24 protein-coding genes are annotated in these 23,237 nt (G+C 58.9%); 9 read left to right on the top strand and 15 right to left on the bottom strand.

Going from position 1 to position 23,237, the window contains the following annotated elements; genetic code table 11:
- Positions 1 to 140: 140 nt before the first annotated feature.
- From QMX98_RS05520 to rfaH, 4 genes are read right to left on the bottom strand one after another with little or no spacing between them, the layout of a single operon-like run.
- Complete coding sequence (locus QMX98_RS05520; protein WP_077749464.1) at positions 141 to 2,456, bottom strand: Wzz/FepE/Etk N-terminal domain-containing protein; 2,316 nt, start codon at positions 2,454 to 2,456, stop codon at positions 141 to 143.
- Positions 2,457 to 2,458: 2 nt separating this feature from the next.
- Positions 2,459 to 2,992 carry a polysaccharide biosynthesis/export family protein gene (locus tag QMX98_RS05525; RefSeq protein ID WP_282410402.1) on the bottom strand — a complete coding sequence of 178 codons (534 nt, stop codon included), beginning with the start codon at positions 2,990 to 2,992 and terminating at the stop codon, positions 2,459 to 2,461.
- A gap of 12 nt (positions 2,993 to 3,004) precedes the next feature.
- A complete protein-coding gene (locus QMX98_RS05530) occupies positions 3,005 to 4,165 on the bottom strand; it encodes an outer membrane beta-barrel protein (protein WP_282410403.1) in 1,161 nt (386 codons plus the stop codon).
- Between the two features lie 27 nt (positions 4,166 to 4,192).
- Entirely contained in the window at positions 4,193 to 4,729 is a 537-nt protein-coding gene (rfaH, locus tag QMX98_RS05535) for a transcription/translation regulatory transformer protein RfaH (protein ID WP_077749461.1), read from the bottom strand.
- Positions 4,730 to 5,339: 610 nt separating this feature from the next.
- Here rfaH and QMX98_RS05540 point away from each other — a divergent pair.
- Positions 5,340 to 6,317: an NAD-dependent epimerase gene (locus QMX98_RS05540; RefSeq protein ID WP_282410404.1), complete on the top strand. Its 978-nt coding sequence runs from the start codon at positions 5,340 to 5,342 to the stop codon at positions 6,315 to 6,317.
- A gap of 82 nt (positions 6,318 to 6,399) precedes the next feature.
- Here the strand turns inward: QMX98_RS05540 and QMX98_RS05545 are convergent, their stop codons facing one another.
- Positions 6,400 to 7,164, bottom strand: coding sequence for an alpha/beta fold hydrolase (locus QMX98_RS05545; RefSeq protein ID WP_224795553.1), 765 nt, complete (start codon positions 7,162 to 7,164; stop codon positions 6,400 to 6,402).
- A gap of 125 nt (positions 7,165 to 7,289) precedes the next feature.
- Here QMX98_RS05545 and QMX98_RS05550 point away from each other — a divergent pair, with 125 nt between their 5' ends.
- Entirely contained in the window at positions 7,290 to 8,576 is a 1,287-nt protein-coding gene (locus QMX98_RS05550; protein WP_282410405.1) for an MFS transporter, read from the top strand.
- On the top strand, positions 8,563 to 9,507 hold the full coding sequence (locus QMX98_RS05555) for an aldo/keto reductase (RefSeq protein WP_282410406.1): 945 nt from the start codon (positions 8,563 to 8,565) through the stop codon (positions 9,505 to 9,507). Before QMX98_RS05550 ends, QMX98_RS05555 begins: the two co-directional genes overlap by 14 nt.
- Positions 9,508 to 9,582: 75 nt before the next feature.
- Here the strand turns inward: QMX98_RS05555 and QMX98_RS05560 are convergent, their stop codons facing one another.
- The gene (locus QMX98_RS05560; protein ID WP_282410407.1) at positions 9,583 to 10,974 is read right to left on the bottom strand and encodes an aldehyde dehydrogenase family protein; all 1,392 of its coding nucleotides are present in this window, start codon (positions 10,972 to 10,974) and stop codon (positions 9,583 to 9,585) included.
- A gap of 101 nt (positions 10,975 to 11,075) precedes the next feature.
- On the opposite strand from QMX98_RS05560, the gene QMX98_RS05565 reads away from it, so the two are divergent.
- On the top strand, positions 11,076 to 11,954 hold the full coding sequence (locus tag QMX98_RS05565; protein WP_282410408.1) for a LysR family transcriptional regulator: 879 nt from the start codon (positions 11,076 to 11,078) through the stop codon (positions 11,952 to 11,954).
- 152 nt (positions 11,955 to 12,106) lie between these two features.
- On the opposite strand, the gene msrA is transcribed toward QMX98_RS05565, so the two are convergent.
- The 5 genes from msrA to QMX98_RS05590 all read right to left on the bottom strand — a co-directional run bounded on the left by msrA (position 12,107) and on the right by QMX98_RS05590 (position 15,720).
- Positions 12,107 to 12,613, bottom strand: a complete 507-nt coding sequence (msrA, locus tag QMX98_RS05570) for a peptide-methionine (S)-S-oxide reductase MsrA (protein WP_010455339.1) — start codon at positions 12,611 to 12,613, stop codon at positions 12,107 to 12,109.
- Between the two features lie 170 nt (positions 12,614 to 12,783).
- Entirely contained in the window at positions 12,784 to 13,236 is a 453-nt protein-coding gene (locus QMX98_RS05575) for an Ohr family peroxiredoxin (RefSeq protein ID WP_282410409.1), read from the bottom strand.
- Positions 13,237 to 13,345: 109 nt separating this feature from the next.
- Entirely contained in the window at positions 13,346 to 13,798 is a 453-nt protein-coding gene (locus QMX98_RS05580; protein ID WP_077749454.1) for an Ohr family peroxiredoxin, read from the bottom strand.
- A 548-nt stretch (positions 13,799 to 14,346) separates the two neighbouring features.
- Positions 14,347 to 14,766 carry an organic hydroperoxide resistance protein gene (locus tag QMX98_RS05585; RefSeq protein WP_010455335.1) on the bottom strand — a complete coding sequence of 140 codons (420 nt, stop codon included), beginning with the start codon at positions 14,764 to 14,766 and terminating at the stop codon, positions 14,347 to 14,349.
- Between the two features lie 171 nt (positions 14,767 to 14,937).
- Complete coding sequence (locus QMX98_RS05590; RefSeq protein WP_282410410.1) at positions 14,938 to 15,720, bottom strand: SDR family oxidoreductase; 783 nt, start codon at positions 15,718 to 15,720, stop codon at positions 14,938 to 14,940.
- A gap of 207 nt (positions 15,721 to 15,927) precedes the next feature.
- On the opposite strand from QMX98_RS05590, the gene QMX98_RS05595 reads away from it, so the two are divergent.
- Positions 15,928 to 16,377, top strand: a complete 450-nt coding sequence (locus tag QMX98_RS05595) for a helix-turn-helix domain-containing protein (protein ID WP_221106301.1) — start codon at positions 15,928 to 15,930, stop codon at positions 16,375 to 16,377.
- Between the two features lie 145 nt (positions 16,378 to 16,522).
- Positions 16,523 to 16,975: a cupin domain-containing protein gene (locus QMX98_RS05600; protein ID WP_010455330.1), complete on the top strand. Its 453-nt coding sequence runs from the start codon at positions 16,523 to 16,525 to the stop codon at positions 16,973 to 16,975.
- Between the two features lie 48 nt (positions 16,976 to 17,023).
- Here the strand turns inward: QMX98_RS05600 and QMX98_RS05605 are convergent, their stop codons facing one another.
- Entirely contained in the window at positions 17,024 to 18,151 is a 1,128-nt protein-coding gene (locus QMX98_RS05605; RefSeq protein WP_083376472.1) for a P1 family peptidase, read from the bottom strand.
- Between the two features lie 65 nt (positions 18,152 to 18,216).
- Entirely contained in the window at positions 18,217 to 19,320 is a 1,104-nt protein-coding gene (locus QMX98_RS05610) for an extracellular solute-binding protein (RefSeq protein WP_282410411.1), read from the bottom strand.
- 111 nt (positions 19,321 to 19,431) lie between these two features.
- Here QMX98_RS05610 and QMX98_RS05615 point away from each other — a divergent pair, with 111 nt between their 5' ends.
- A complete protein-coding gene (locus tag QMX98_RS05615) occupies positions 19,432 to 20,205 on the top strand; it encodes a LuxR C-terminal-related transcriptional regulator (protein ID WP_282410412.1) in 774 nt (257 codons plus the stop codon).
- A gap of 137 nt (positions 20,206 to 20,342) precedes the next feature.
- On the opposite strand, the gene QMX98_RS05620 is transcribed toward QMX98_RS05615, so the two are convergent.
- On the bottom strand, positions 20,343 to 21,284 hold the full coding sequence (locus tag QMX98_RS05620) for a class I SAM-dependent methyltransferase (protein ID WP_282410413.1): 942 nt from the start codon (positions 21,282 to 21,284) through the stop codon (positions 20,343 to 20,345).
- 103 nt (positions 21,285 to 21,387) lie between these two features.
- A complete protein-coding gene (locus QMX98_RS05625; protein ID WP_282410414.1) occupies positions 21,388 to 21,858 on the bottom strand; it encodes a hypothetical protein in 471 nt (156 codons plus the stop codon).
- A gap of 200 nt (positions 21,859 to 22,058) precedes the next feature.
- Between QMX98_RS05625 and QMX98_RS05630 the strand changes: the two genes are divergently transcribed.
- Both QMX98_RS05630 and QMX98_RS05635 read left to right on the top strand, forming a co-directional pair.
- Entirely contained in the window at positions 22,059 to 22,466 is a 408-nt protein-coding gene (locus QMX98_RS05630; protein ID WP_154913519.1) for a response regulator, read from the top strand.
- Between the two features lie 47 nt (positions 22,467 to 22,513).
- Positions 22,514 to 23,182, top strand: coding sequence for an HAD-IA family hydrolase (locus QMX98_RS05635; protein WP_282410415.1), 669 nt, complete (start codon positions 22,514 to 22,516; stop codon positions 23,180 to 23,182).
- Positions 23,183 to 23,237 lie beyond the last annotated feature (55 nt).

A 23,237-nucleotide genomic window follows, 5' to 3' on the forward strand; every position in this document is an offset into this window, starting at 1 on the left:
ATCAGCGCTGATGGGCGCGCACGGCGTGGCTCCCGCAGGCTTTTCCGTAGCTCGGCAGAGGTGAAGCAATGTGTGGTGATGGCAGAAAGACTGAGGTGAGGGGGCTTGCCCCGTTCGGCCTCGCCGCAGATTTTATGGTGTCAGCGGGGGGCGAAGTCGTAGTTATAAAACGTCTTGGAATGGTGGTAGCCGTACTTGCGCGCCTTGCGCAGGTCTACCTGGTTGAGCACGGTGCCAAATACTGGCACATGGCTTTGCTGCAACATGGCAATGCCCTTCTGCACCTGACTGATCGGCGTGCTGTCGGCCTTGACCACATAGATCACCGCATCCGAATGCTTGGCCAGCAACAGTGCATCGCTGATCATTTCCGCAGGCGGTGAGTCGATAATGATGTGGCGGTAACGCGACTTCAGCGCCTCAAGCATGCGCGCCATGCGCGGCGAACTGAGCAGATCCTGCGGTGGAGGCTGGCGTGACGGGTTAAGCGATTCGGCAGGGGAAGGCAGGCGCGGCGCGGTGAACAGATCACGCGAAGGCGGCATGACCATGCCAGCAGGCAGCATGTCCAGATTGCCCACCGAAACGATGCAGTCTTCAAGCCTGGCGGTGCCCGCAATGACATTGGCCAGTCCCGGGCTGTCAGGCGGAAAATCGAAGTTCAGTGAAAGGGTCGGTTGGCGCATGTCGGCATCGATCAGCAGCACTCGCTCCAGCGAAGTGAGGGAACTGGCCAGGTTGGTGGCAATGGTACTTTTACCCTCACCGGCAACGGTCGACGTCACGAGTACCACCTGCGACGGCATTTCACTGCTTTGCAACATCAGCCAGGTGCGCAGATTGCGGATGGTCTCGGAAAAGCGCGGGTTGTCGTTGTCTTCGAACAAGCGCGCCAATTGCCGGCGACTTTTCTTCATCACCAGCGGCACCACGCTGAGCAGAGGAATGTTAAGCGTGCTTTCAATCGTCTCGTCGGTTTTAAAGGTGTTACTCAGGCTGTCGAAGAGCAGCGCCAACGCGACGCCGATCACTGCAGCCACCAACCCGACGATCCCGACAATCAATGTTTTACGTGGCTTGCTCGCTTCCACTGGCACAATCGCCGGGTCGACGATGCGCACTTTGGTGGAGTCCATGTCGGCAGTGGCCGCAGTTTCTTTCAAGCGGGTGACGAAGGTTTCATACAGTGCACGGGTGCTGTCGACTTCCCGCTGGAATTCGCGCAACTGAAATTCCTTGCGGGCGATGTCCTGGATCTGCGCCTTGTTGCTGTTGAAGGATTGGCGCAGCGAAGCTTCACTGGCAGAGGCCAGCTGGTATTGCCGTTCGATCCCGGCGACCACTTGCTGCACCTGCAATTGCAGGCTGGTGGTGGCGGCGCGCAATTCCGATTGCGCGGAAATCAGGCTCGGGTGTTTCGGGCCATAGCGTCCTGACAGCTCATCGACCTTGGCTTGCGCCTTGGCTCGGTCCGCCTGGAATTGCTGGACCAGCGGGTTACTCAAGACTGCCGGCACGCTGGAGAGTCGGCTCAGGTCGCCGTTGCTCAGGGCTTTCGCCTGGCGGTATTCACTCTCGGCTTCAGCGCGGTTGCGGCGGGCGTCGACCATGCGATTGCCGGTCATTTCCAGTTCGTTGGCGCTGATGGTGGCAACCCCGCCGACATCGACCAGGCCTTGTTCCTCCCGGTAGCCCTGAAGCTTTTTCTCGGCAACACGCAGGTTGTCGCGCAGTTTGACCAATCGTGTGTTCATCCACGCGGTGGTGGTCTGCGAGGACTTTTCGCTGGTGTCGAGCTGACTGTCGGTAAAGCCATGGGCCAACGCGTTGGCCGCCGCTGCCGCCAGGACAGGGTCTGGCAGCTCGACCTCGATTTCGAGCAGTTGGCTCTTGCCGACGAACTTGACGCTGGTGTGCAGCATGAGGTTCTGCGTGACCTGATTGAAGACATCATCTTCACTTGGCTCAGCTTTCATCGGCTTCAACAGGCCGCCCAGCCCCGGGATCCATTGATCAAGGTTCAGGTCGGCCAGCCATTGGCGTGGCGTGAACCATGGCTTCGATTGCTGGCGCGGATCGGTGACCGGGTTGGTCGTCAGTTCGAGTTTTTTCACCGCTCGTTCGGCAAGGTCCCGTGATTGCAGGAGCGCCTGTTGTGTCTGCAAGTAATCAGTGGCGTTGCTGCCTGAGTCCTTGACTTGCTGGAAGGACATCAGCGGCGGGGTTTTATCGTTGAACAGCAAGGTGGTGCTGCCGACGTATTGCGGGGTGATGTTCGAGACCACAACGACCGCCAGCAAACCGCACAGCAGGACAAACCATCCGATGCTCCATTTGGCGCGCCAGATCACCCTCCACAGTTTGAGAAGATCAATGGTGTCCTTGTCGTCGCTGTACTGCTGATGCAGATGCGTTTGCAGAGGACGTTCGACGTAGGTGCTAGGGCTGTTGTCCATGATTAGAAAAAGCCTTGTGCAATGGAAATGGTGTCGCCGGGGGCAATCGTGGTGTTTCGCGTGACCTCATCAGTGAGGGGCGGGCCGCCATCACCGCGCAAGATGGTCACGCGTTTGATGGAAGCTCGCTCGGTCAGTCCACCGCCCAGAGCGATGGCTTTTTCCAGGGTCAGTCCGGGTATGAAGGGATAGCTGCCGGGTTTTTTCACTTCGCCGTTGATGTAGAACGAGCGGTATTCGATCTGGCTCAAGCTGACTTTCGGGTCGTTCAGATAGCCTTGTTTGAGTCCGTCGACGATGATCTTTTCGACCTGGCCGGGTGTGAGTCCCTTGGCGGAAATCTCACCCAGGAACGGATAGGAAAATGTGCCGGCATCGCTGAGGCGGATTTTTTTAATGCTCAGCTCCGGCTCGCCGAACACGATGATGCGCAAGACATCGCCAGCGGCCAGTTTGTACTGGGTATCAGGGTCTGCGGCGTAGGTATCGGGTAGCACAAGCAGTGCGAGCAATAAGCCCAGGGTGCGTGAGTTCATGTCGAAACCCTCTTAAAGGCTGACGTTGAAGCTGATCTGAACAACGTTGCGGGTGTAGCTTTGGTCGTCGGCATCAGAGTCGTTGTCGCGGAATCGATAGCCGAGCTCGATGTCCAGCCAGCGCCGCATCGCGTACACCACGGCCAGGTTGTAGTCCTGATAATTGTCGGTTCGGCTTTCGCCTTCGTAGACATAACGACCGTACCCGGCCTGTGCAATCGTGGTGATCCGTTCGGTCCAGCCATGGCGCCAACCGACCTGGGTGAAGGTGGACTTGACGGCATCGGCACCGTCGTCGCCCTCGGCGAGAGCCTGGCGGGCCACAAGGGTGAATGTCGAATAAGTGCGTGGTTTCCATTGCAGGTCCACTTGCCAGGTGGGGTTGTCGAGGTCTTTGGATTCGCTGCTGTCGAAGTCCTTTTTCTCATAACCGACACGGACTTTACCGGTGGTCTTTGCGGTAATGTCCCAGACGGCACCGGCGAGTACCGCGTTGGATTTGCTGCTGCGCGGGCTGTTGGGTTCCTGGTAGTCAAAATTGGTGTGGTCGTACTCGAGCAGGCCACGGGTATTGCTACCGATGCGGTGATACCAGGTACTGGTCAGGGCGGCGGTATTGCGCTCTTTGTCGTCATTGATGCCGTCGGCGTTGTCGTAACGAAGTTCCGCGTAACTGGCGCCAAAATCGATCTGGTTATCAGCGCTCCTGGCGCCATAGGTATAGAGGCCGCCGACTTTTTTGTTATTGATCTTGTCGTTGATGCCGTCGACCGCCGTGTCCTCGGTGCGCTCCCACTTGCGGTATTCGGCGTCGAGCTTCAGACGGTGCCGGTCGGTGAACTCCATGATGCTGTCCGCCCGCACCCGTTGTGCGGTGTTCGAGGCATCCGACTCGTCGTGATAAATGTAGCGGGTGGGCTGCCAGGTCAGTCGGGTAGCGCTGTTGCGATCTTCGGCCTTGAGTTCGAAAGAGGGCGCCAGCTTCGTGATCATCGAGGACCGTTTGTTGTTCTCCAGTTCTCGAAAGTTATCGTCATAGCTTTCTGAAAACAGAAAGGTAGGTGTGAAATCGAACCCGTAAACATCAATAGGTGCCGGATCAATACTCCAGGCCATTCCAGGGTAGAGAGAGGCCATGATCAGTGCAAAAGGGCAGCGTGAATTCAAGGCCATGTCCTGGCTCCTGGAATAAGCGATCAGTCAGATATTGGATTGAAACGACGGGTGCTGAAGTTCGAGGTCACTCAAGGGCATGCAGATCGCCTGGTCCCGATTCAGAAACTGCATCAGGATCATGACGCGCTCAGCCCCATGTGAAGTGATAAAAATCCCCTCGAGTGTCGACAGTGGTCCACGGATAATTTGCAGGTGGTCGCCGGGCGTAAGGGGCGGGGTATCTGGGGATACCGATGATTCGAAACAGCGTGCACGCAGGTGCTCGATGACGTTCTCAGCCACCGTCGCAGGACCATGATTGAATTCGACGAAACGACTGACGCCCCGAGTGGAACGTATGGGCGCCCAGTTGTCATTACCGCCAAGATGGATAAACAGATACCCGGGAAAAAGGGACTCGCGCACCCTCTGATATTTGCCGCGAATCAGGCGTTCACTCAACAGTTGGGGGTGAAATACGACATAGTTTTGTTGAAGCAGGTTTAGGTGGGCTCGTTCATCCTGGTGAGGCTTGCACTGCAGAAGGTACCAGTTAGAGCGTTCGGAACGGATTGCTGGCATGCTGGTAAACTCCGTATATATCGAAAGTTTAGGCAGGCAGTGGCTCTATAGAGGCCCGAGAAGTAATTAAGCCAGGCAGGGTTGTTTTTTTTATGTGAGGGGCGAAGACGTGTGTCAATAATGAATCAGGTGGTGTTACATAGGCGTAACAGCGTGATAATGAATGTCCGCTATATCTGACAGCCTGTTGGATATATAGCTTGAGTCATTATTCGGAGACAAAGCTACCGCACGGTCCATACGAAGGGGCCGCAAAAAACAAAGACTTCAGAAGTTGTCTGAGAAGCAGCGATAAACGAACAAACTGCACTCGGATTCTGTTTCATCAGACCCGTGTAGTTATTGACCACTCACGACAAGCTGTCAAACGTTCCTTGTCAAAAAACATGCCTTTCATCCAAAAGTGCATTCGGCAATGTTCAAGTGATTGTTTTTAAAGCTGATTTAGTTTCCGTCGAACGGATTAAACTTTTTTAGCTATAAATAGTCGTCGTGGGGGGCGGGCAAACCGGAAGGATGCCACCCTGATGGGGCCAGTTATAAAACTTGGAATCACGGTCATTGCAACGCTATAACTAACTGCCTGTGATTAGGCAAGCGGGGCGGTATTATGACTATTCTCGTGACTGGCGCGGCAGGTTTCATCGGGTATCACACGGTCAAACGATTGTGCCTGGAAGGGCGTGATGTTGTTGGTATCGACAACCTCAACGCGTATTACAGCGTGGAATTGAAACATGCCCGGCTCAAGCAACTGAGCGAATTGCAAGGTTTCCGTTTTCAGAGGATGGACATTGTCGATAAGCCGTCCTTGATGGCGTTATTCGAAGACAATAAGTTCACCGAGGTCGTGCATCTGGCGGCGCAAGCGGGGGTTCGTTATTCGCTGGATAACCCGGATGTGTATGCGCAATCGAATCTGGTGGGATTCCTGAACGTGCTCGAAGCCTGCCGGCACTACCGGCCTGTGCACTTGATCTATGCGTCGAGCAGTTCGGTGTATGGCGCCAACAGCAAACTCCCGTTCAGCGTCGACGATCCGGTCGATCAACCGGTGTCGCTGTACGCTGCCAGCAAGCGCGCCAATGAATTGCTTGCCCACAGCTACTGCCATCTCTATGGGATTCGTGCCAGCGGCCTGCGTTTTTTTACCGTGTACGGTCCTTGGGGACGTCCAGACATGGCGCTGTTCACGTTCACCGAAGCGATGCTCAAGGGCCGGCCGATTGATATCTACAACCATGGCCAGATGGCGCGTGATTTCACCTATGTCGACGATATTGTCGAAAGCATCGCCCGGTTGCTTGCGAAGCCGCCGGTCCCGGACAAGGAGGCAAACGGCGTCAACCGGATTTTCAACATCGGGCGTGGAAAACCGGTCGCGTTGCTCGATTTTGTCGAATGCCTGGAAGCGGCGCTGGGCATAACAGCGCAGCGCAATTATTTGCCGATGCAGCCGGGCGATGTCGTCAAGACATGGGCCGATGTGTCGGCGCTGGCAGACTGGGTCGGTTTCTCGCCCCAGGTGGAGGTTGAAGAAGGCGTGAGGCAATTTGCGCAGTGGTATCGCGACTTCTACAAGGTCTGAGTCTGGCGCTTCAATCCGATACGAAATCCACCGGTTCGAGAAGCCAGCAGGGCAGCTGCTACAGGTCGTAGACAGGCGTTGTTCACAGCGCATCGCCAAGTAATTTCAGGTATTCGGGACTTTCGGAAATGGAATTGTGGCCCACCCCCGGTACGACTCGCAGCGTGGCCACGCCTTTGGCGAAATGCGTGTAGAGCAGCTCGGTGCTTGAACGCGGTATGACTTCATCGTGCTCCGCCGCGATCAGCAACGTCGGTATCGTGATGTGCGCCGCGTACTTCCAAGATTCAAAGCGCTCCTGCAGCAACCACTTCACCGGAAACCATGGGAACTGGCGCACGGCGAGGTCTTCCAGGCTGTTGTAGGGCGTAATCAGGATCAGGCTCGAGGCCGGCCGCTGGCTGGCGAGGCGCACGGCGACCCCCGAACCGAGGCTGCGTCCGACCACGGCGATGTGCGGATGAGTATCGTAGACCTTGTCAAACAAGGTCATGGCATCGCGCTGAATTGACTCCTCCGAAGGCGAGCCGGAGCTTCCCCCGAAACCTCGATAGTGCAGCAAATAGATCGCATGCTCCGGGAAAGCCTGGGCGAACCCTGGCAGGTTGCGAGAAACATCCTCGGCATTGCCGCCGAAATAGATCAACGCCTTCGGCCCGTCGTGGGGCCTGATCGACACCGCCACGTCCGCATCGTCCACCGTCAGTTTGAGCAGCGTTTCGGGCGTCTCGATGGCGCTGGGCTGCGGGAAGTAGATGAGCGCGCGCTGAAACACGAACAGCGCTGCACAGAGCGCCAGGTACAACGCGGCCAGGATGACGACGATTAACACCAGGGTTCGTGGCATTCGACTAACTTTAGTGGGCGACATTGACGGCTCTGGGCTGAGAAACCCAATCCACTGGATCGGAGCCAGAGTTTAGTTCATCGGTAGCGAGGGACAACCGAGCCCGGCTACAGAGGAGGGCGCCCATGCCCATCGCGGCAAGATGGCTCGACGTGCAGCCCGGCGAAAGAACCGCCCTGATGCTGGGGTTCGCGTTCCATTTCTGCGTGCTGGCCAGTTATTACCTGGTGCGACCGTTGCGCGATGCCCTGGGTCTTGAGGGCGGTGCCGACAAATTGCAGTGGCTGTTCACGGCGACGTTCGTGGTGATGTTGCTGATGGTGCCGGTGTTCGGAGCGCTGGCGTCGCGGCTGCCGGCCACGCGGTTCGTGCCGTTGATCTATCGCGTGATCGCCGCGTCGATGCTGGTGTTTGGTGTGTTGATCGCCAATCGCATTGCGCCGGTGGCCGTCGGGCGGGTGTTTTTCGTCTGGATCAGCATCTACAACCTGTTCATCGTCAGCATTTTCTGGAGCGTGCTGGTCGACCGGTTTTCCAGTGAACAAGGGCGGCGGCTGTTCGGATTCATCGCGGCGGGGGGCACCCTGGGCACGTTCATCGGGCCGTTGTTGGCCGCGACCATGGCCACGCGATTGGGCCCGGTGGCGTTGACCGTCGCGGCGGCGTTGCTGCTGGAAGTCGCGGTGCGCTGCTATCGGGCGCTGCTCTCGCGCACCCAATCGCAGTCCGGCAGCCGCTTGATGGAGGATCGGCGCATGGGCGGCAGCATGCTGGCCGGGATCACGTTGATTACGCGTTCGCCTTATCTGCTGGGACTGGTGTTGTTCATGTTGCTGCACACCAGCGCCGCAACCTTGTTGTATTTCGAGCAGGGACGGATTGTGGCGGGTAGCTATGCTGATGTGGCCAGCCGGACGCAATTCTTCGCCGTGGTCGATTTGATCGTGTCGGCGCTGACCTTGATCTTTCAACTGCTGCTGACGGCGCCGTTGATTCGGCTGGTCGGTGTCGGCGGGGCGCTGGTGGCATTGCCGCTGGCGACCATCGTGGCGTTTAGCGCCATGGCGCTGGCGCCCGTGCCCGCTACCGTCGCCCTGGCGCAGGGGCTGCGTCGTGCGGTCGAGTTCGCCATCGTGCGGCCGGCGCGTGAAGTGTTGTGGACAGTGGTCAGCCGCGAGGAAAAGTACAAGGCCAAGAATGTGATCGAAACCCTGGTGTATCGCGGCGGAGACGCCGCCAGTGGCTGGTTGTCGGTCGGTCTGACGGCATTGGGCGCCGGTTTTGGTCTGGTGGCGCTGGTGATCGTGCCGTTTGCCGGACTGTGGGGCTGGTTATGCCTGTGGCTGGCCAGGCATCAGGAAAAACAGGTTGAAAGCAAAAAGGTGGAAGGGTCATTCCATGAGCCACACTGATGAATACACACGTCGCCAAATACTCACGCTGGCTGCCGGTGCTTCGGCGGTTTTCACCTTCGGCCCGGCCTTCGCTGCAACCACGCCGTCGAAGGACACAGGAGGCAAGAACATGCTGACCCGCGCCATTCCTTCCAGCTCCGAGCCATTGCCCCTTGTCGGGTTGGGCACCTATCGCGGGTTTGATGTCGGGCCTTCGAGCCCCGCCTACAAGCAGTTGCCCGCCGTTCTGCGCGCATTGTTCGAGAAGGGCGGAAAGGTAATCGACAGCTCGCCGATGTACGGCCGGGCGGAAGAGACGACCGGTGAGTTGCTGTCGATTCATGAGCCACGTTCACCCGCTTTCCTGGCCACCAAGGTCTGGACCCGTGGCCGCGAAGAAGGCATCGCGCAGATGGAGCAGTCCTTCAAACTGCTGCAAACCGATCGCATCGACCTGATGCAGATCCACAACCTGCTGGACTGGCAAACCCATTTGCCGACCTTGCGCAAATGGAAGGAAAAAGGGCGCATCCGCTACATCGGCATCACCCATTACACGGCGTCGGCGTATGACGAGGTGGAAGCGGTACTCAAGGCCGAGCCGTTGGATTTCTTGCAGATCAACTATGCGCTGGATGACCGCGGCGTCGAGAAACGCATCCTGCCGTTGTGCCGCGAACGTGGCGTGGCGGTGATCTGCAATCGGCCGTTCGGCGGCGGCAACCTGCTCAGCCGCTTGAAGGACAAACCCTTGCCGCGCTGGGCGGCGGACGTGAGGGTCAACAGTTGGCCGCAGATGGCGCTGAAGTTCTTGCTGTCGCATCCGGCGGTGACCTGCGTGATTCCCGGTACCGGCAACCCGCGCTACATGGCGGACAACGCCGGGGCCGGTTTCGGGCCGATGCTGACCGGTGCGCAGCGCGAGCAGTTGATTGATATCGTCGGTTAACGACAAGGTCTATTTTCTGAACGAATAAAGCGCAGAGGCCCGGGCGTGAAAAGACTCCCGGGCCACTGGAGACGATCAGCGGCGATCCAGCCAAACCGTCTGCGCATTGCAAAACTCGCGCACGCCGAAGTGCGACAGCTCGCGGCCAAAACCGCTTTTCTTCACGCCGCCGAAGGTGACGCGCGGGTCGCTTGCGCAGTAGCCATTGATGAACACGCCACCGGTTTCCAGTTCGCCGGCCATCTGCTGGGCACGTTCGACGTTGCCGGTGTAGATCGTCGCGGCGAGTCCGAATTCGCTGTCATTGGCCAGTTCCAGCGCATGGGTGGCATCGCGTGCGGTGATGATCGAGGCGACCGGGCCGAACAGTTCCTGCTTGAACGAAGTCATTTGGTCGGTGACATCCTTGAAGACCGTAGGCTCGTAGAAGTTGCCCGGGCCTTCAGCCTTTTTGCCGCCCAGCAACAATGTCGCGCCTTCTTCCAGGGTGTCGCGCACCTGTTGATCCAGTTCATCACGCAGATCGAAGCGAGCCATCGGGCCGATGTAAGTGTCGGCGGCCAGTGGGTCGCCGACCACCAGTTTGCTCGTGGCTTCGACGAACTTGCGCGTGAACGCCTCGACGATGCCTTGTTCGACGATCAAACGTTTGGCTGCCGCGCAGACTTGCCCGGTGTTCTGATAACGGCCAATCACCGCGGCTTTGACGGCTTCGTCGAGGTCGGCATCGTCGAGCACGATGAAAGGATCAGAACCGCCCAGTTCCAGTACGCATTTCTTCAACGCTGCACCGGCCTGCGCACCGATGGCCATGCCGGCGCGCACGCTGCCGGTGAGGGTCACTGCTGCGATGCGAGGATCAGCGATCGCCGTGGAGACGCCCTCTGGCGTGACGTTGATGACCTCGAACACACCTTCAGGGAAGTCGGCTTGCTTGAAGGCTTCCTGCAGCAGGTAAGCGCTGCCCATCACGTTTGGCGCATGTTTGAGCACGTAGGTGTTGCCGGCGATCAGCGCGGGTACGGCGCCACGCAGGACCTGCCAGATCGGGAAATTCCACGGCATCACCGCGAGAATCGGGCCGAGCGGGCGATATTCGATGCGTGCTTTGCCGCCTTCAACCAGGGTCGGCTCGGCGGTCAGCATGGCCGGGCCGTGTTCGGCGTACCACTCGCAGAGCTGGGCACATTTTTCGATTTCACCGCGGGCCTGGGTAATCGGCTTGCCCATCTCCAGAGTAATCATGTTTGCCATCGCTGCGGCGTTACCGCGTAACGCTTGCGCCAGGGCGATCAAAAGCTGTGAGCGTTGCGCCACCGCTGTGCTGCGCCAGACACGGAATCCGTCAGCGGCTCGGGACAGTGCGGCTTGCAGCGCCGAAGCGGATTCAAATGGGTAGTGGCCGATCTGCTCGCCGGTGGCGGGGTTGATCGAAATGGCGTGGGTGAGGCTGGAAACGTTAGTCATGGCACCGTCCTGCTAGGTGGGAATGCGCTCAGGTTACGGTGGCGTTAGTTTTCTGGAAACTGAATAATGCTGAGCATATCGTTCACGTTTGGAGAATGACTGTGGATCTGGTTCAGCTGGAAATTTTCAAGGCAGTGGCCGAGCACGGCAGCATCAGCGTGGCCGCCCAACACATCCATCGCGTGCCGTCGAACCTGACGACACGGATCAAGCAACTGGAGCAGGACTTGGGCGTGGACCTGTTTATCCGCGAGAAAAGCCGTCTGCGCCTGTCGCCCGCCGGCTGGAGTTTTCTCGATTACGCCCGACGCATTCTCGACTTGGTGCAGGAAGCCCGGGCGACGGTGGCCGGTGAAGAACCCCAAGGCACCTTTGCGCTTGGGTCGCTGGAAAGCACGGCGGCGGTGCGCATCCCCGAGCTGTTGGCCGCGTATAACCAGAAGCACGCCAAGGTCGAGCTGGACCTGTCCACCGGACCGTCCGGGACCATGATCGACGGTGTGCTGTCGGGCCGACTGGCCGCTGCGTTTGTCGACGGCCCGGTGCTGCACCCGGCACTGGAAGGCGTGCCGGCATACGAGGAAGAAATGGTGCTGATCGCGCCGCTCAACCATGCCCCGATCCACCGCGCGCGGGAGGTCAACGGCGAAAACATCTATGCGTTTCGCTCCAATTGCTCCTACCGTCACCACTTCGAAAGCTGGTTCGCCAAGGACTCGGCAGTGCCCGGGAAAATCTTCGAAATGGAGTCCTATCACGGCATGCTGGCCTGCGTCAGCGCCGGAGCCGGCCTGGCGCTGATGCCGCGCAGCATGCTCGAAAGCATGCCGGGCTGCACCACGGTGAGTGTCTGGCCGTTGTCGCCAGCCTTCCGGTTTTTGCGCACCTGGCTGGTGTGGCGCAGAGGGACGGTGTCGCAAAGCCTGACCATGTTTGTGCGCTTGCTGGAAGAACGCGGCGTGGTGCAGCAAGACGCCTGAATCCTTTAAACGCAAACCCTGTGGGAGCAAGCTCGCTCCCACAAGGATATTGAGACTGACGTCGGTCGGCGTGCTGTTTAGCCTGCCCTGCGAGGCCAATACCTGATGCCACGGTGCCTGGACGCCGCTGCCGGAACCCAGGGTGTACCGCGTCATGCGCGCTTGGGCAGTTTCCAGTTCGGCCGAATGAAATGGCAGGTGTAACCGGTCGGCAGCCGTTCGAGGTAGTCCTGATGCTCCGGCTCTGCCTCCCAGAACGGGCCGGCGGGGGCGATTTCGGTGACCGCCTTGCCGGGCCAGAGACCGGATGCATTCACATCGGCCACGGTGTCCTCGGCCACTGCCTTCTGTTCTTCATTCAGATAAAAAATCGCCGAACGGTAGCTGAGACCGATGTCGTTACCCTGACGATTGGCGGTCGACGGATCGTGAATCTGGAAGAAAAACTCAAGGATCTGGCGGTAGCTGGTAATGGCCGGGTCAAACTCGATCTCGATTGCTTCGGCATGGGTGCCGTGGTTGCGATACGTTGCATTGGGCACGTCGCCGCCGGAGTAGCCGACTCGAGTCGACAGCACGCCTTTCTGTTTCCTTATCAGATCCTGCATGCCCCAGAAGCAGCCGCCGGCCAGGATTGCGGTTTCAGTGTGCGTGGTCATCGCTTACTCCTCAGTGTTCATTGATGTGATCAGGTTGTTGCGCAGGCGCTCGATGGAGGTCTGCAGTGGCGTGAACTCATTCTGCATCAGACAGGTCGCGTCCGAGAACTTCGTTGCTGCCTTCCGGCGGGTCGACGTGCAGGGTAACGTCGAACCCGCCGTGCGGTGCATCACGCCGTGAGGACTTTCAAGTCCACGTCGATGTTGCCACGGGTCGCCTTCGAGTACGGGCAGATCTGGTCGGCGGTGTGTGCCAGGGTCTTTGCAACGTCCTCCGCCAGGCCGGGCACGCGCAGGGTCAATCGAGCTTGAAGGAAGTAATCCGCACCGGTCTGGCCGACGTCGACTTCGATGTCGACAGACATGTCCGCCGGCAGCACAACGTTCAGGTCATTGGCCACCAGCCCGACAGCGGCGGTGTAGCAGGCCGACCATGCGCCGGCGAACAATTGCTCGGCGGCCGGGTGCGGCTGGGTGGCGGCGAACACGTGCGCAGGCTGGGTGCTGCCGGGCGACGAGAGGGCGATGTCGAGGCTGCCGTTATGACCACGCGAGGTGTTACCGGTGCTGCTGGCGGTGGTGTGGGTTTTGCCGGTGGCCAGTACTTTTTCGATCTTGCTCATGGATGATTACCTGAATGTTTTAATGAGTTTGTTTTCGTGTGCGCTTTGATCGCATGCGATATATATGAAATTTCTTGAAAGCCAAATGATGTCAAAGCGCCGCTGTGTATCAAGCCGTGACTACGTTCAGGGCCACGTCAATGTTGCCGCGTGTTGCTTTGGAGTACGGGCAGATCTGGTCTGCGGCGTGGGCGATTTCTGTCGCGACGGCCTGATCCAGACCTGGAGCGCGCAGCGTCAGGCGTGCCTGGAGGAAGTAAGCGTCGCCGGTCTGGCCAAGGTCGACTTCGATATCGACGGACACATCGGAGGGAAGCTCAACGTTGCGCTGTTTGGCAGCCAGACCGACGGCGGCGATGTAGCAGGCCGACCAGGCACCGGCAAACAGTTGCTCGGCTTTCGGGTGTGGCTGAGTGCCTTTGAATTCATGAACGGGCTTGTCGCTGCCAGGTGACGAAAGCACGATGTCGAGGCTGCCGTTATGGCCGCGCGAAGTGGTACCGGTGCTGCTCATGGTGGTGTGGGTTTTGCCGGAGGCCAGGACTTTTTCGATCTTGCTCATGGGATGAATCCTCAAAGGTGTACTAGGTTTGTTTGTATGGCGTATACGTTTGTATCGTATGCGATGTAAATAGTATTCGCGCAGTCGCCAATTGAAGTCAATAGGGGAAAGGCCTGCTTGGCGACGAACGGTTGGATTGAGGGGGGTGGCATTGGCTGCCGGTCCTGCACACAACGAAAAAGCCCGCACAAGGCGGGCTTCGAAATAGAGTAGGTGGCCAGCGCTGGTCTCTGGCTTACAAGGTTTATCAGGCTTCTGACAGAACAGTTTTGTGCTGTCCTGCTTCACACGGCATAAGGGCTGGATCTCAACTCGGAGAATCTTTCTAACCGTGTACCCTTAGGAGCGCGCCCCACGCTTCCTCGCTATCCTCTTGCGCATCAGTCTGCGTCTTCACCTACAGGTTTTAGAATAGCAAAGGCTACGAAACGCAAACCGGACTTTTTAGACCGATTTCGTCCTTGATCAACGGCGGCAGGATGGATAAATGCTATGGGGAAAAACTCGGTACAGCCTGCCGGGATGGCAGGCCGCATTATGGGCCCGGTTTAAACCAGATTAAGCGTGACGTCGATGTTGCCACGGGTCGCTTTGGAGTACGGGCAGGTTTGATGGGCGGCATCTACTAACGCCCGTGCGACAACAGGATCGAGACCAGGAAGGCTGACATTGAGGCGTGCCTGGAGGAAAAAGGCGTTGTCGGTCTTGCCCAGATCCACTTCGGCATCAACGGCGACGCCGCTCGGCAAGGTCACCTTCAGCGCGGCAGCCGCTTTACCGATCGCGCCGATGAAACAGGCCGACCAGCCTGCAGCCAATAGCTGTTCGGGATTGGTCCCAGCCCCTGAAGAGCCTGGCGGGGAAAGCTTGATGTCCAGACGTCCATCCGAACTCTTCGATTCGCCGTCGCGGCCGCCAGTGGTGTGGGTCTTTCCGGTATACAGCACGGTGTCGATTTCATTGATCATGACGGGTTCCTGCTAAAGGGTTGGGGGCCTCACCGTTTATGTCGCCGCGTTACGGACGAACGGGAGAAGCCCCCACTTTTCCACCTTTATGTAGTGCCTATGTGTCCTGATCCGCTGGTTGTGTATCGCTGTGTAAGATCGTCAGCGAACATACACGCCGATACAAACCCGTTACGCCTGCCAGCTTTTTCGGTGAGCCGGTGCGCCCAATGGCGAACTGGTTGCACCGCCGTCGACAACAATCTCCGCACCGACGACATTCGAAGAGTCGCTGGAGGCGAGGAACAAGGCGACGGTGGCCACTTCTTCCGCTTCGCCAATGCGACCGAGCGGGATCGTGGTGTTCAGTTTCTCCTCCAGCGCATCCATTCCCACTTTCACCGTGTGGGGGTTCCAGACCGGTGTGCGTGCAGCTCCGGGGGTAATCTGGTTGACGCGAATGCCGCGCGGCGCAAATTCTGCGGCCATCACCCGTGTCATAGAACGAACGGCGCCCTTGCTTGCTGCGTAGGCGCTGTACCCCGGCCATCCCATCACAGCGTGCACCGACCCGTTCAAAATGATCGAAGCACCCGGATTGAGGTGCGGTTCGGCTGCCTGTACGGTGAAAAACGTGCCGGTGAGGTTGGTCTGGATAATGGTCTGGAAGGTTTCCAGCGAAGTGCCGCCAACCGGGGTCTGTCCGGCGATACCGGCATTGGCGAACACGATGTCCAGCTTGCCGAATGCTGCGACGGCTTCTGATACGGCGCGCTCGATCTCTTTCACGTCGGTCAGGTCCGCCTGGATCGCCAGCAGGTTTGGCCCCAGCGCCTCCCGGGCTTCATCCAGGGTTTTTTGACTGCGACCGGTGATCGCCACTTTTGCGCCTTCAGCGATAAACAGTCTGGCGGTGGCCAGGCCCAGGCCGCTGTTGCCGCCGGTGATAAATGCAGTTTTTCCAGCCAGTTTCATTGGGAATCTCCTACGGTTTTATCATGCAACCATTGAGGGCGAAATCACTGTGCGTCTGGCACAGGGAATCACTCGAAATCGGGTTGTCGGTTTCATTATGAAACCAATGGAAGTGATTTTTACCAGTATGGGTTGTATTATGCAACCACCTGCCATCTGACCGAATTATCGTCAGCGTTGGCACCCTTTTGGTGGAGGTTCGTTTACGTGAAGCGCAAAAGCTTGCAGGGCAGTCCGTGTCCGGTCGCTCGATCCCTGGACCTCATTGGCGATTGGTGGTCCTTGCTGATCATTCGTGATGCGCTTTCTGGTACGCGGCGCTTCAGCGATTTTCAGAAAAGCCTGAATGTCGCGAAAAACATTCTGAGCACCCGCCTCAAAGGCCTGGTGGCAGAAGGTGTGATGCGGATGGAGCCGGCGGCTGATGGAAGCATCTACAAGGAGTACGTGCTGACTGAAAAGGGCAGGGCCTTGCAAACCGTCCTGATTGCCTTGTCGCAGTGGGGCAACGAGTTTTTGTACGAACCCGGCGAAGCGGGATCCGTCATGGTCGACGCACAGGATCGTCAGCCAATCCAGAAATTGCAGTTGGTTTCAATGGACGGGCGACAGCTCAAGCCAGAAGACATCGTGACCAGATTCGGCGTTGCGCACTGACACGCATCTGCGGTTGTATCCGAACGTATCCCCGGCGCCGGTAGTTACCTGGGCATACAAAACCATGCTGTTCTCGACACTTGCGCGATACACCGCGACCTCGTAATGAAGCCACCGCAACCGCGGCATTCATTGGAGAATTGCGATGTCCCGTATCAACTCCCGTCACACCGCAGGCCTGCTCGGCATCGCCCTGGCTGCCGCCGTATCACTCAACGCTTTCGCGGCTGAAGAAGCCAAAGCGCCGGCGCAAGCCACTCCGGCAAAAAGCTGGCAGACAGGCCTGCACCGCACGGACCTGGTGCGCCAGGACCTCGATATTTCCAAGGGTGAGGTGATTCAGGTGCGTGTCGATTTCGACCCGGGCGTCACTTCCCCCAAGCATTCTCATCCTGGGGTGGAGGTCGCTTACGTCATCTCGGGCACGTTTGAGTATCAACTCGAAGGGCGGGCGCCCGTCACGCTCAAGGCCGGTGACTCCTTGTACATCCCCGCAGGCACTGCGCATGTCGCGAAGAACGTCGGTGACGGCAAAGCTTCGGAGCTGGCGACGTACCTGGTGAAAAAAGACACGCCGCTGTTGATCCTGGAAAAATAAGCGATAGCCGCCCGATGCACTGCATCGGGCGTCTTCGTTAAAACGTATTCAGATCCCGACTGTTTCCCCCGGCCAACCCGCCTGACGCAAGGCCTTGAGCAGTGTTTTCGCGTCCAGCCCCGGCACGGTGTGGCCGTTACCTTCCGTCGTTTCAGCCGCCAGCACGGCGTTGATGATCGCTTCCTCCACCGCTTCAGTCGCGGCCAAAAACAACTCACTGATGTGGTCGTTGTTGACCATGCTCAGGTTGTTGCAGGTGGGTGCACCTTTGCCTTCATAAGCGGCCGGTGGCACGTGTTGGTTGCCGGTGGCGAAGGCGATGAAAATGTCGCCGCTGTGGTCTTCGTTGCCGCCGCCGGTGCGGGCAAGCCCGAGGCTGGCGCGCTGTGCGAGGCGCGTGCATTGATGCGGCAGCAGCGGCGCATCGGTGGCCAGGCAAACGACGATCGAGCCCATGCCCGGATAAGGCAGCGATGCCCTGAGGAACGGTGAGTCAGCCTGTTCCATATAGCGACCGACCGGGTAACCGTCGACGCGCAGTTCATTGCGAATGCCATGGTTGGCCTGGACGATCGCACCGACGGTCCAGCCTCCCTGCGCCTTGCTCAATTGGCGCGAAGACGTGCCGATGCCCCCCTTGAATTCGTGACAGATCATCCCGCTGCCACCGCCCACCGCGCCTTCCGTCACCGGTCCGCCGACGGCATTGCGCTGGGCCTCGGCCACATGTTCAGGCTTCACATGAAAACCGTTGATGTCGCTGAGCAGGCCGTCGAAGGTCTCCAGCACCACCGGCATGTTCCAGTAAAGTCGTCCGTCATCGGGCTGAGCCTGACGATCCAGGGCAATCAGCGCATCACGCACCACGCCCAGGCTGTGGGTGTTGGTGAAGGCGATCGGGCTGGTCAGCAAGCCGGCTTCACGAATCCACTCAAGACCCGTGGCGTCACCGTTGCCGTTGAGCACATGGACGCCGGCAAAACACGGTTGCTGATTGGTGGACCCGGCACGCGGTTCGATCAGGGTCACGCCGGTGCAGATGTCGCGGCCATTGGCGGTCCGTCCGCGGACATCGCTGTGGCCGACGCGCACGCCGGGCACATCGGTGATGGCGTTGAGGGGGCCGGGTTGCAGTTGGCCGAACTGGATGTTCAAGTCGCGGGCACGTGGTTTCATCGGTTCTCTCATCTTCAATTTATTCAAAAAATGCGTGGCTGATGCGATCCCTGTAGCAGCCTGAATTACTGCCCGTTCTTCACCTTGCTCCAGATCCGTGTGCGCACCCGCTCGATGGCCGGCGGCAACGGTTGAAGGGTGAATAACGTGGCCAGTGCTTCGGCCGACGGATAAACAGCGGGGTTGTTGCGGGTCGATTCAGCCACCAGCGGTGTCGCGCTGCGGTTGCCGTTGGGGTAGGACAGGTGATCGCTGACCGGGGCGATGATTTCGGGGCGCATGAGGTAGTCGATGAAGGCCAGGCCTTGCTCTGGATGCGGTGCGTCCTTGAGCAACACCAGCGTGTCGAACCAGACCGGCGCACCTTCCTTCGGCAGGCTATAAGCGATCTTCACGCCATTCTTGGCCTGCTCGGCGTTGGTCTTGGCTTCGAGCATCGCGCCGGACCAGCCCACTGCCACACAAATGTTGCCGTTGGCCAGGTCGCTGATGAACTTCGACGAGTTGAAGTAGGCGATGTGCGGACGCAGCTTGAGCAGCAGTGCTTCGGCCTTTTTGTAGTCCTCGGGGCTGGTGCTATTCGGCGGCAAGCCCAGGTAGTGCAGGGCGACCGGCAACATCTCCGACGGCGAGTCGAGCATCGCCACCCCGCACTGGCCGAGTTTGGCCAGGTTCTCTTCGTTGAACACCAGGTCCCAGGAATCCACCGGCGCCTTGTCACCCAGTGCGGCACGGACCTTGTCGATGTTGTAGCCGATGCCGTTGGTGCCCCACAGGTACGGCACGGCGTACTGGTTGCCCGGATCGTTGTTGGCCAGTTTCGCCAGCAGCTCGGTGTCCATGTTCTTGAAATCCGGCATCTGTGCGCGAGGCAGTGGTGCCAGGGCGCCGGCCTTGATCAGGGTCGGCAGGCTGAAGTTACTCGCCACCACCACGTCGTACCCGCTGCGGCTGGTGAGCAGTTTGCCTTCCAGCACTTCGGCACTGTCAAAGGTGTCGTAAACCGGCTCGATTCCGGTGTCGCGCTTGAAGTCGTGCAGGGTGGTGGGGCCGATGTAGTCATACCAGTTGTAGACATGAACCGTGGGCCCCTCGGCAGCGACCGCCGACAGCGAAACGCACATACAGGCGCTCAGTCCAAGATTGATCTGTTGACGGCGACGACTCATGATGCGGCACTCCTGGCCTGCTGCAGGCCGGTGATGAACAGGTGCTTGCAGCGTATCGGCAGGCGGGGTACACACCCATTCCCATCATGGGTTACTCGAAAGGGGTAGTGCGTGGACGCGTTGTTGAAAGAGTTGCCGGTGCACCAAGGGCTGGCGCGGGTATTTGACGCGTTGGGTCAGGACGGTTTCTGGCGCGCGCTGGTCGACACGCTGCGGCTGCTGGTGCCGCTGGACAACGCACTGGTGGCGGTGATGCGGGAGGGGCGAGTGCCCCGCTTGCTGATCGACTTCGACTCAAAAGGTGGTGCCACCGAACACGAAGAACTGGCGGACTACAGCGCCGGCATGTACCTGCTCGATCCGTTTTACCAAGCGACTTGCGCGGGCATTGCCGATGGCCTGCACAGCCTCGACTCGGTGGCTCCCGACCAGTTTCAGCAGAGCGAGTATTACCTGAGCTACTTCCGCTCGGTGGTCGGCGGTGACGAGTTGCAGTTCATGGTCAACATCGACGGCGCCGTGCTCGGCTTATCGCTGGGTCGCTCGACGCGGTTCACGCTTGAAGAGCAAGGGCGGTTGCTGTGCGTGCGCGATTGGGTGCTGTCCGCCATGCGCCGGCACCAGCAATTGATGCCGCCGCAAGGTACGACTGCCGAGGCCGTGGCCGGCGATCTGGACACCTTGCTGGATCGCTTCGATGCGCGATTGTCAGTACGCGAAGTCGAAACGGCTCGACTGATTCTCCAAGGCTTCTCCAGCAAAGCCATTGCCCAGCAAATGGGCATCTCGCCGGAGACGGTGAAAGTGCATCGACGCAACCTCTATCACAAGCTCAATGTGAACGGTCACGGCGAGCTGTTTGCGCTGGTGTTGCAGCCGCGTTGACCCAAGCAGTAGCCTCACACCAGCCCCCCTGTGGGAGCGAGCCTGCTCGCAATAGCGATTTATTATTCAACACAGATATCGACTGACCCACCGCCATCGCGAGCAAGTCGAATCGTCGCTCCCACAGTCAGCAGCACTCAGTCCTTCAGTGTGAACACCAACGCCTTCAACCCGCATTCAACATCAGCATCCGGAAACTCCGGCGGATTCTCCAGCCGCCGCTCGAACCGCAAGCCCGGCGCTTCACGCATCACGCCATCGATCAGGAAGTCCGCGCCGAACGCCGGATCGTTCATGCACGCCAGCACCGTCCCTTCGGGGCTGAGTAACTCCGGCAGCCGACGCAGCACGCGCTGGTAATCCTTGGTCAGCAGGAAACTGCCTTTCTGAAAGGACGGTGGATCGATGATGACCAGGTCGTAAGGGCCCTTGCCGATCACCTTGCCCCAGGACTTGAACAAGTCGTGGCCGAGAAAACTCACCTTGCTCATGTCATGGCCATTGAGCCGATGGTTGTCGCGACCACGGTTCAGCGCCGGGCTCGACATGTCCAGGTTGACCACGTGTTCGGCGCCTCCCTCGATGGCGGCGACCGAAAAGCCGCAGGTGTAGGCGAACAGATTCAACACGCGCTTGCCTGCGGCATTGGCCCGCACCCAGTCGCGGCCGTAGCGCATGTCGAGGAACAACCCGGTGTTCTGCTTGCGGCCCAGGTCCACCCGATAACGCAGGCCACCCTCGGTGATGATCAATTCCTCGATCGCTTCCCCAAGCAGCCATTCGGTGGTGCTTTGCAGCAGGTAGCGGTGTTGCAGCAACAGGGTGTGCGCCCCTGATTGTTGCCACTGCGCCGATTCAGTGATCGCCATCAGCATCTGCTTCAAATCTTCCAGCTGCGCCGCTTCAGGCTCCTTGAACAGCGACACCAGCACCACCCCTTGCAGCCAGTCGACGGTCAATTGCTCCAGCCCGGGCCAGCACCGGCCCCGGCCATGGAACAGCCGGCGGGTTTCCGCGGGAGCATCGGCCAGGGCGGTCAGCAAATGGTCGTGAAGGGTGGAGAGAGCGTCAGCGTTCATCGGGCAGGGGCCAGCAGTTTGAGGGGGCGGCATTTTAACCACAATTGAGCTGATGGAGGGTTTCGAGGCGGCAAACGATTCAGTGGATTTTTTAGTGCCCGCGTCAAAAGTGGTCGTCGTTTTGCGTCTTCAGTCCCCCCCTTTTTTTAAGCTGAGCGTGACAGTCATCGGTCAATGAACCCATGTGTTCCTTGACGTCATCCCAGCCAATCATGTCCAGAGCATGGCGCGCGCCAACCCGCATTGCCTGCCATTCTTCCTGGGTGAACCGTTCGCCTTCGCGGTACAGCAGCGCAGCATCACTCAAGTGATAGTAGCGAGCTTGCAAGGCTTCCAGTCCCTGACGTAATTCGGGCGTCAGCGGCCCTGCGTAAACCCGAAGAAAAGCGTCGATATACTGGGTGACATCATCGTCAAAACTGCACTCGAGACAGCAACTGATCTCACGCTCCTGTGCCGCCGCCTCAAGGGCTAAAAACTCCAGTGCCGAGCAAAGTTCACCGACAAGGATGATGCATCGGTACTCATCCTGGCCGTACCAGGTCCAGATGTTTGAAGCGATTTTTTCGGACATGGACAACGAGTCTGCCAATTAAGAAGGCGCAAATTTAACATGCGCTCATTCTTTGTAGGCGCCGACCTGATTCTGCAGGACGCCTGATTTCGTCACCTTCCTGTATCAAAAATGAATTTCTGCCGAGTCCGCTGCTCATACCTGTAGGCCGCGGATTTGAGCCCGCGAAATCATTTATGCGATCAGGGAGTGGCAAAGTCATGTGTCCAATACCGACGGCGGGCGAGCAACTTCCTGGCGGGTTGATTCTGGTGGTTGAAGATGACCCGCTGATACTGGAATTTCTCTGTGAAATTCTTCAGGACGAAGGCTTTGTCGTTCATCCACAGGTCAGCGCGGATGCCGCATCGGAATACCTGGAACAACACGCCAACGAGGTCGGTCTGTTGCTCACGGACATCACCATGCCCGGCAAGCTCAACGGTGCGGACCTGGCCAATCAGTTCGGCGATCGCTGGCCCGAAAAGCCGATCATGATCATGTCCGGTTTTGAAACCCCCGAATCCTCCGGGGTGCGGCATGCGGTGTCGTTCATCAAGAAACCCTGGGCGTTGGGGCAACTGCTGGATTGTGTCGCGGGGGCCCTCAAGTCGCGAAAGCTTCTGTAGGTCGTGTACATTAACGGACCTGCCTGACACACGAAGGAAGCTCATCCTTGTCTGCACACGAATCCGTTTTTAGTACGCCGTATCGCGCGTTCCTGTTCGATATGGACGGCACTGTCCTCAACTCCATCGCCGCCGCCGAGCGGATCTGGACCACCTGGGCCCTGCGCCACGGCGTGGATGTCGAGTCCTTCCTGCCGACCATTCACGGCGCCCGCGCCATCGACACCATCAACCGTCTGGCGTTGCCTGGGGTGGATGCTGAGGCAGAAGCCAACTGGATTACCCAAGCGGAAATCGAAGACGTGGAAGGAATTGTCGAGGTGTCCGGCGCGGCGAACTTCCTCAGGTCTTTGCCAGCCAGGCAATGGGCGATCGTCACCTCTGCACCGAAGGCGCTGGCGTTGCGGCGGATGGCGGCAGCAGGGATTCCCGAGCCTGATGTCATGATCACGGCCGAAGATGTCAGTGCCGGAAAACCGGATCCTGCGGGCTACCGGCTGGCGGCTCAACGGCTGGAAGTCGAGGTGACTGACTGTCTGATCTTTGAAGATGCCGCCGTGGGCATTCTGGCGGCGGAGGCGGCAGGGGCGGATCTTGTGATCATTACCTCGACTCATGACCATCCGATTCAGACGGTGCATGCGACATTGGCCGGCTATGACTCCGTTGCGGCGCAAGTGGCTCCCGACAACCATATCCGCCTGCACCCGCTCTAATGTGGGAGTGAGCCTGCTCGCGATAGCGGTCTTTCAGTCAAACAGAGGCTGGATG

It is taken from the genome of Pseudomonas sp. PS02303, assembly GCF_029959925.1.
GTDB lineage: Bacteria > Pseudomonadota > Gammaproteobacteria > Pseudomonadales > Pseudomonadaceae > Aquipseudomonas > Aquipseudomonas mandelii.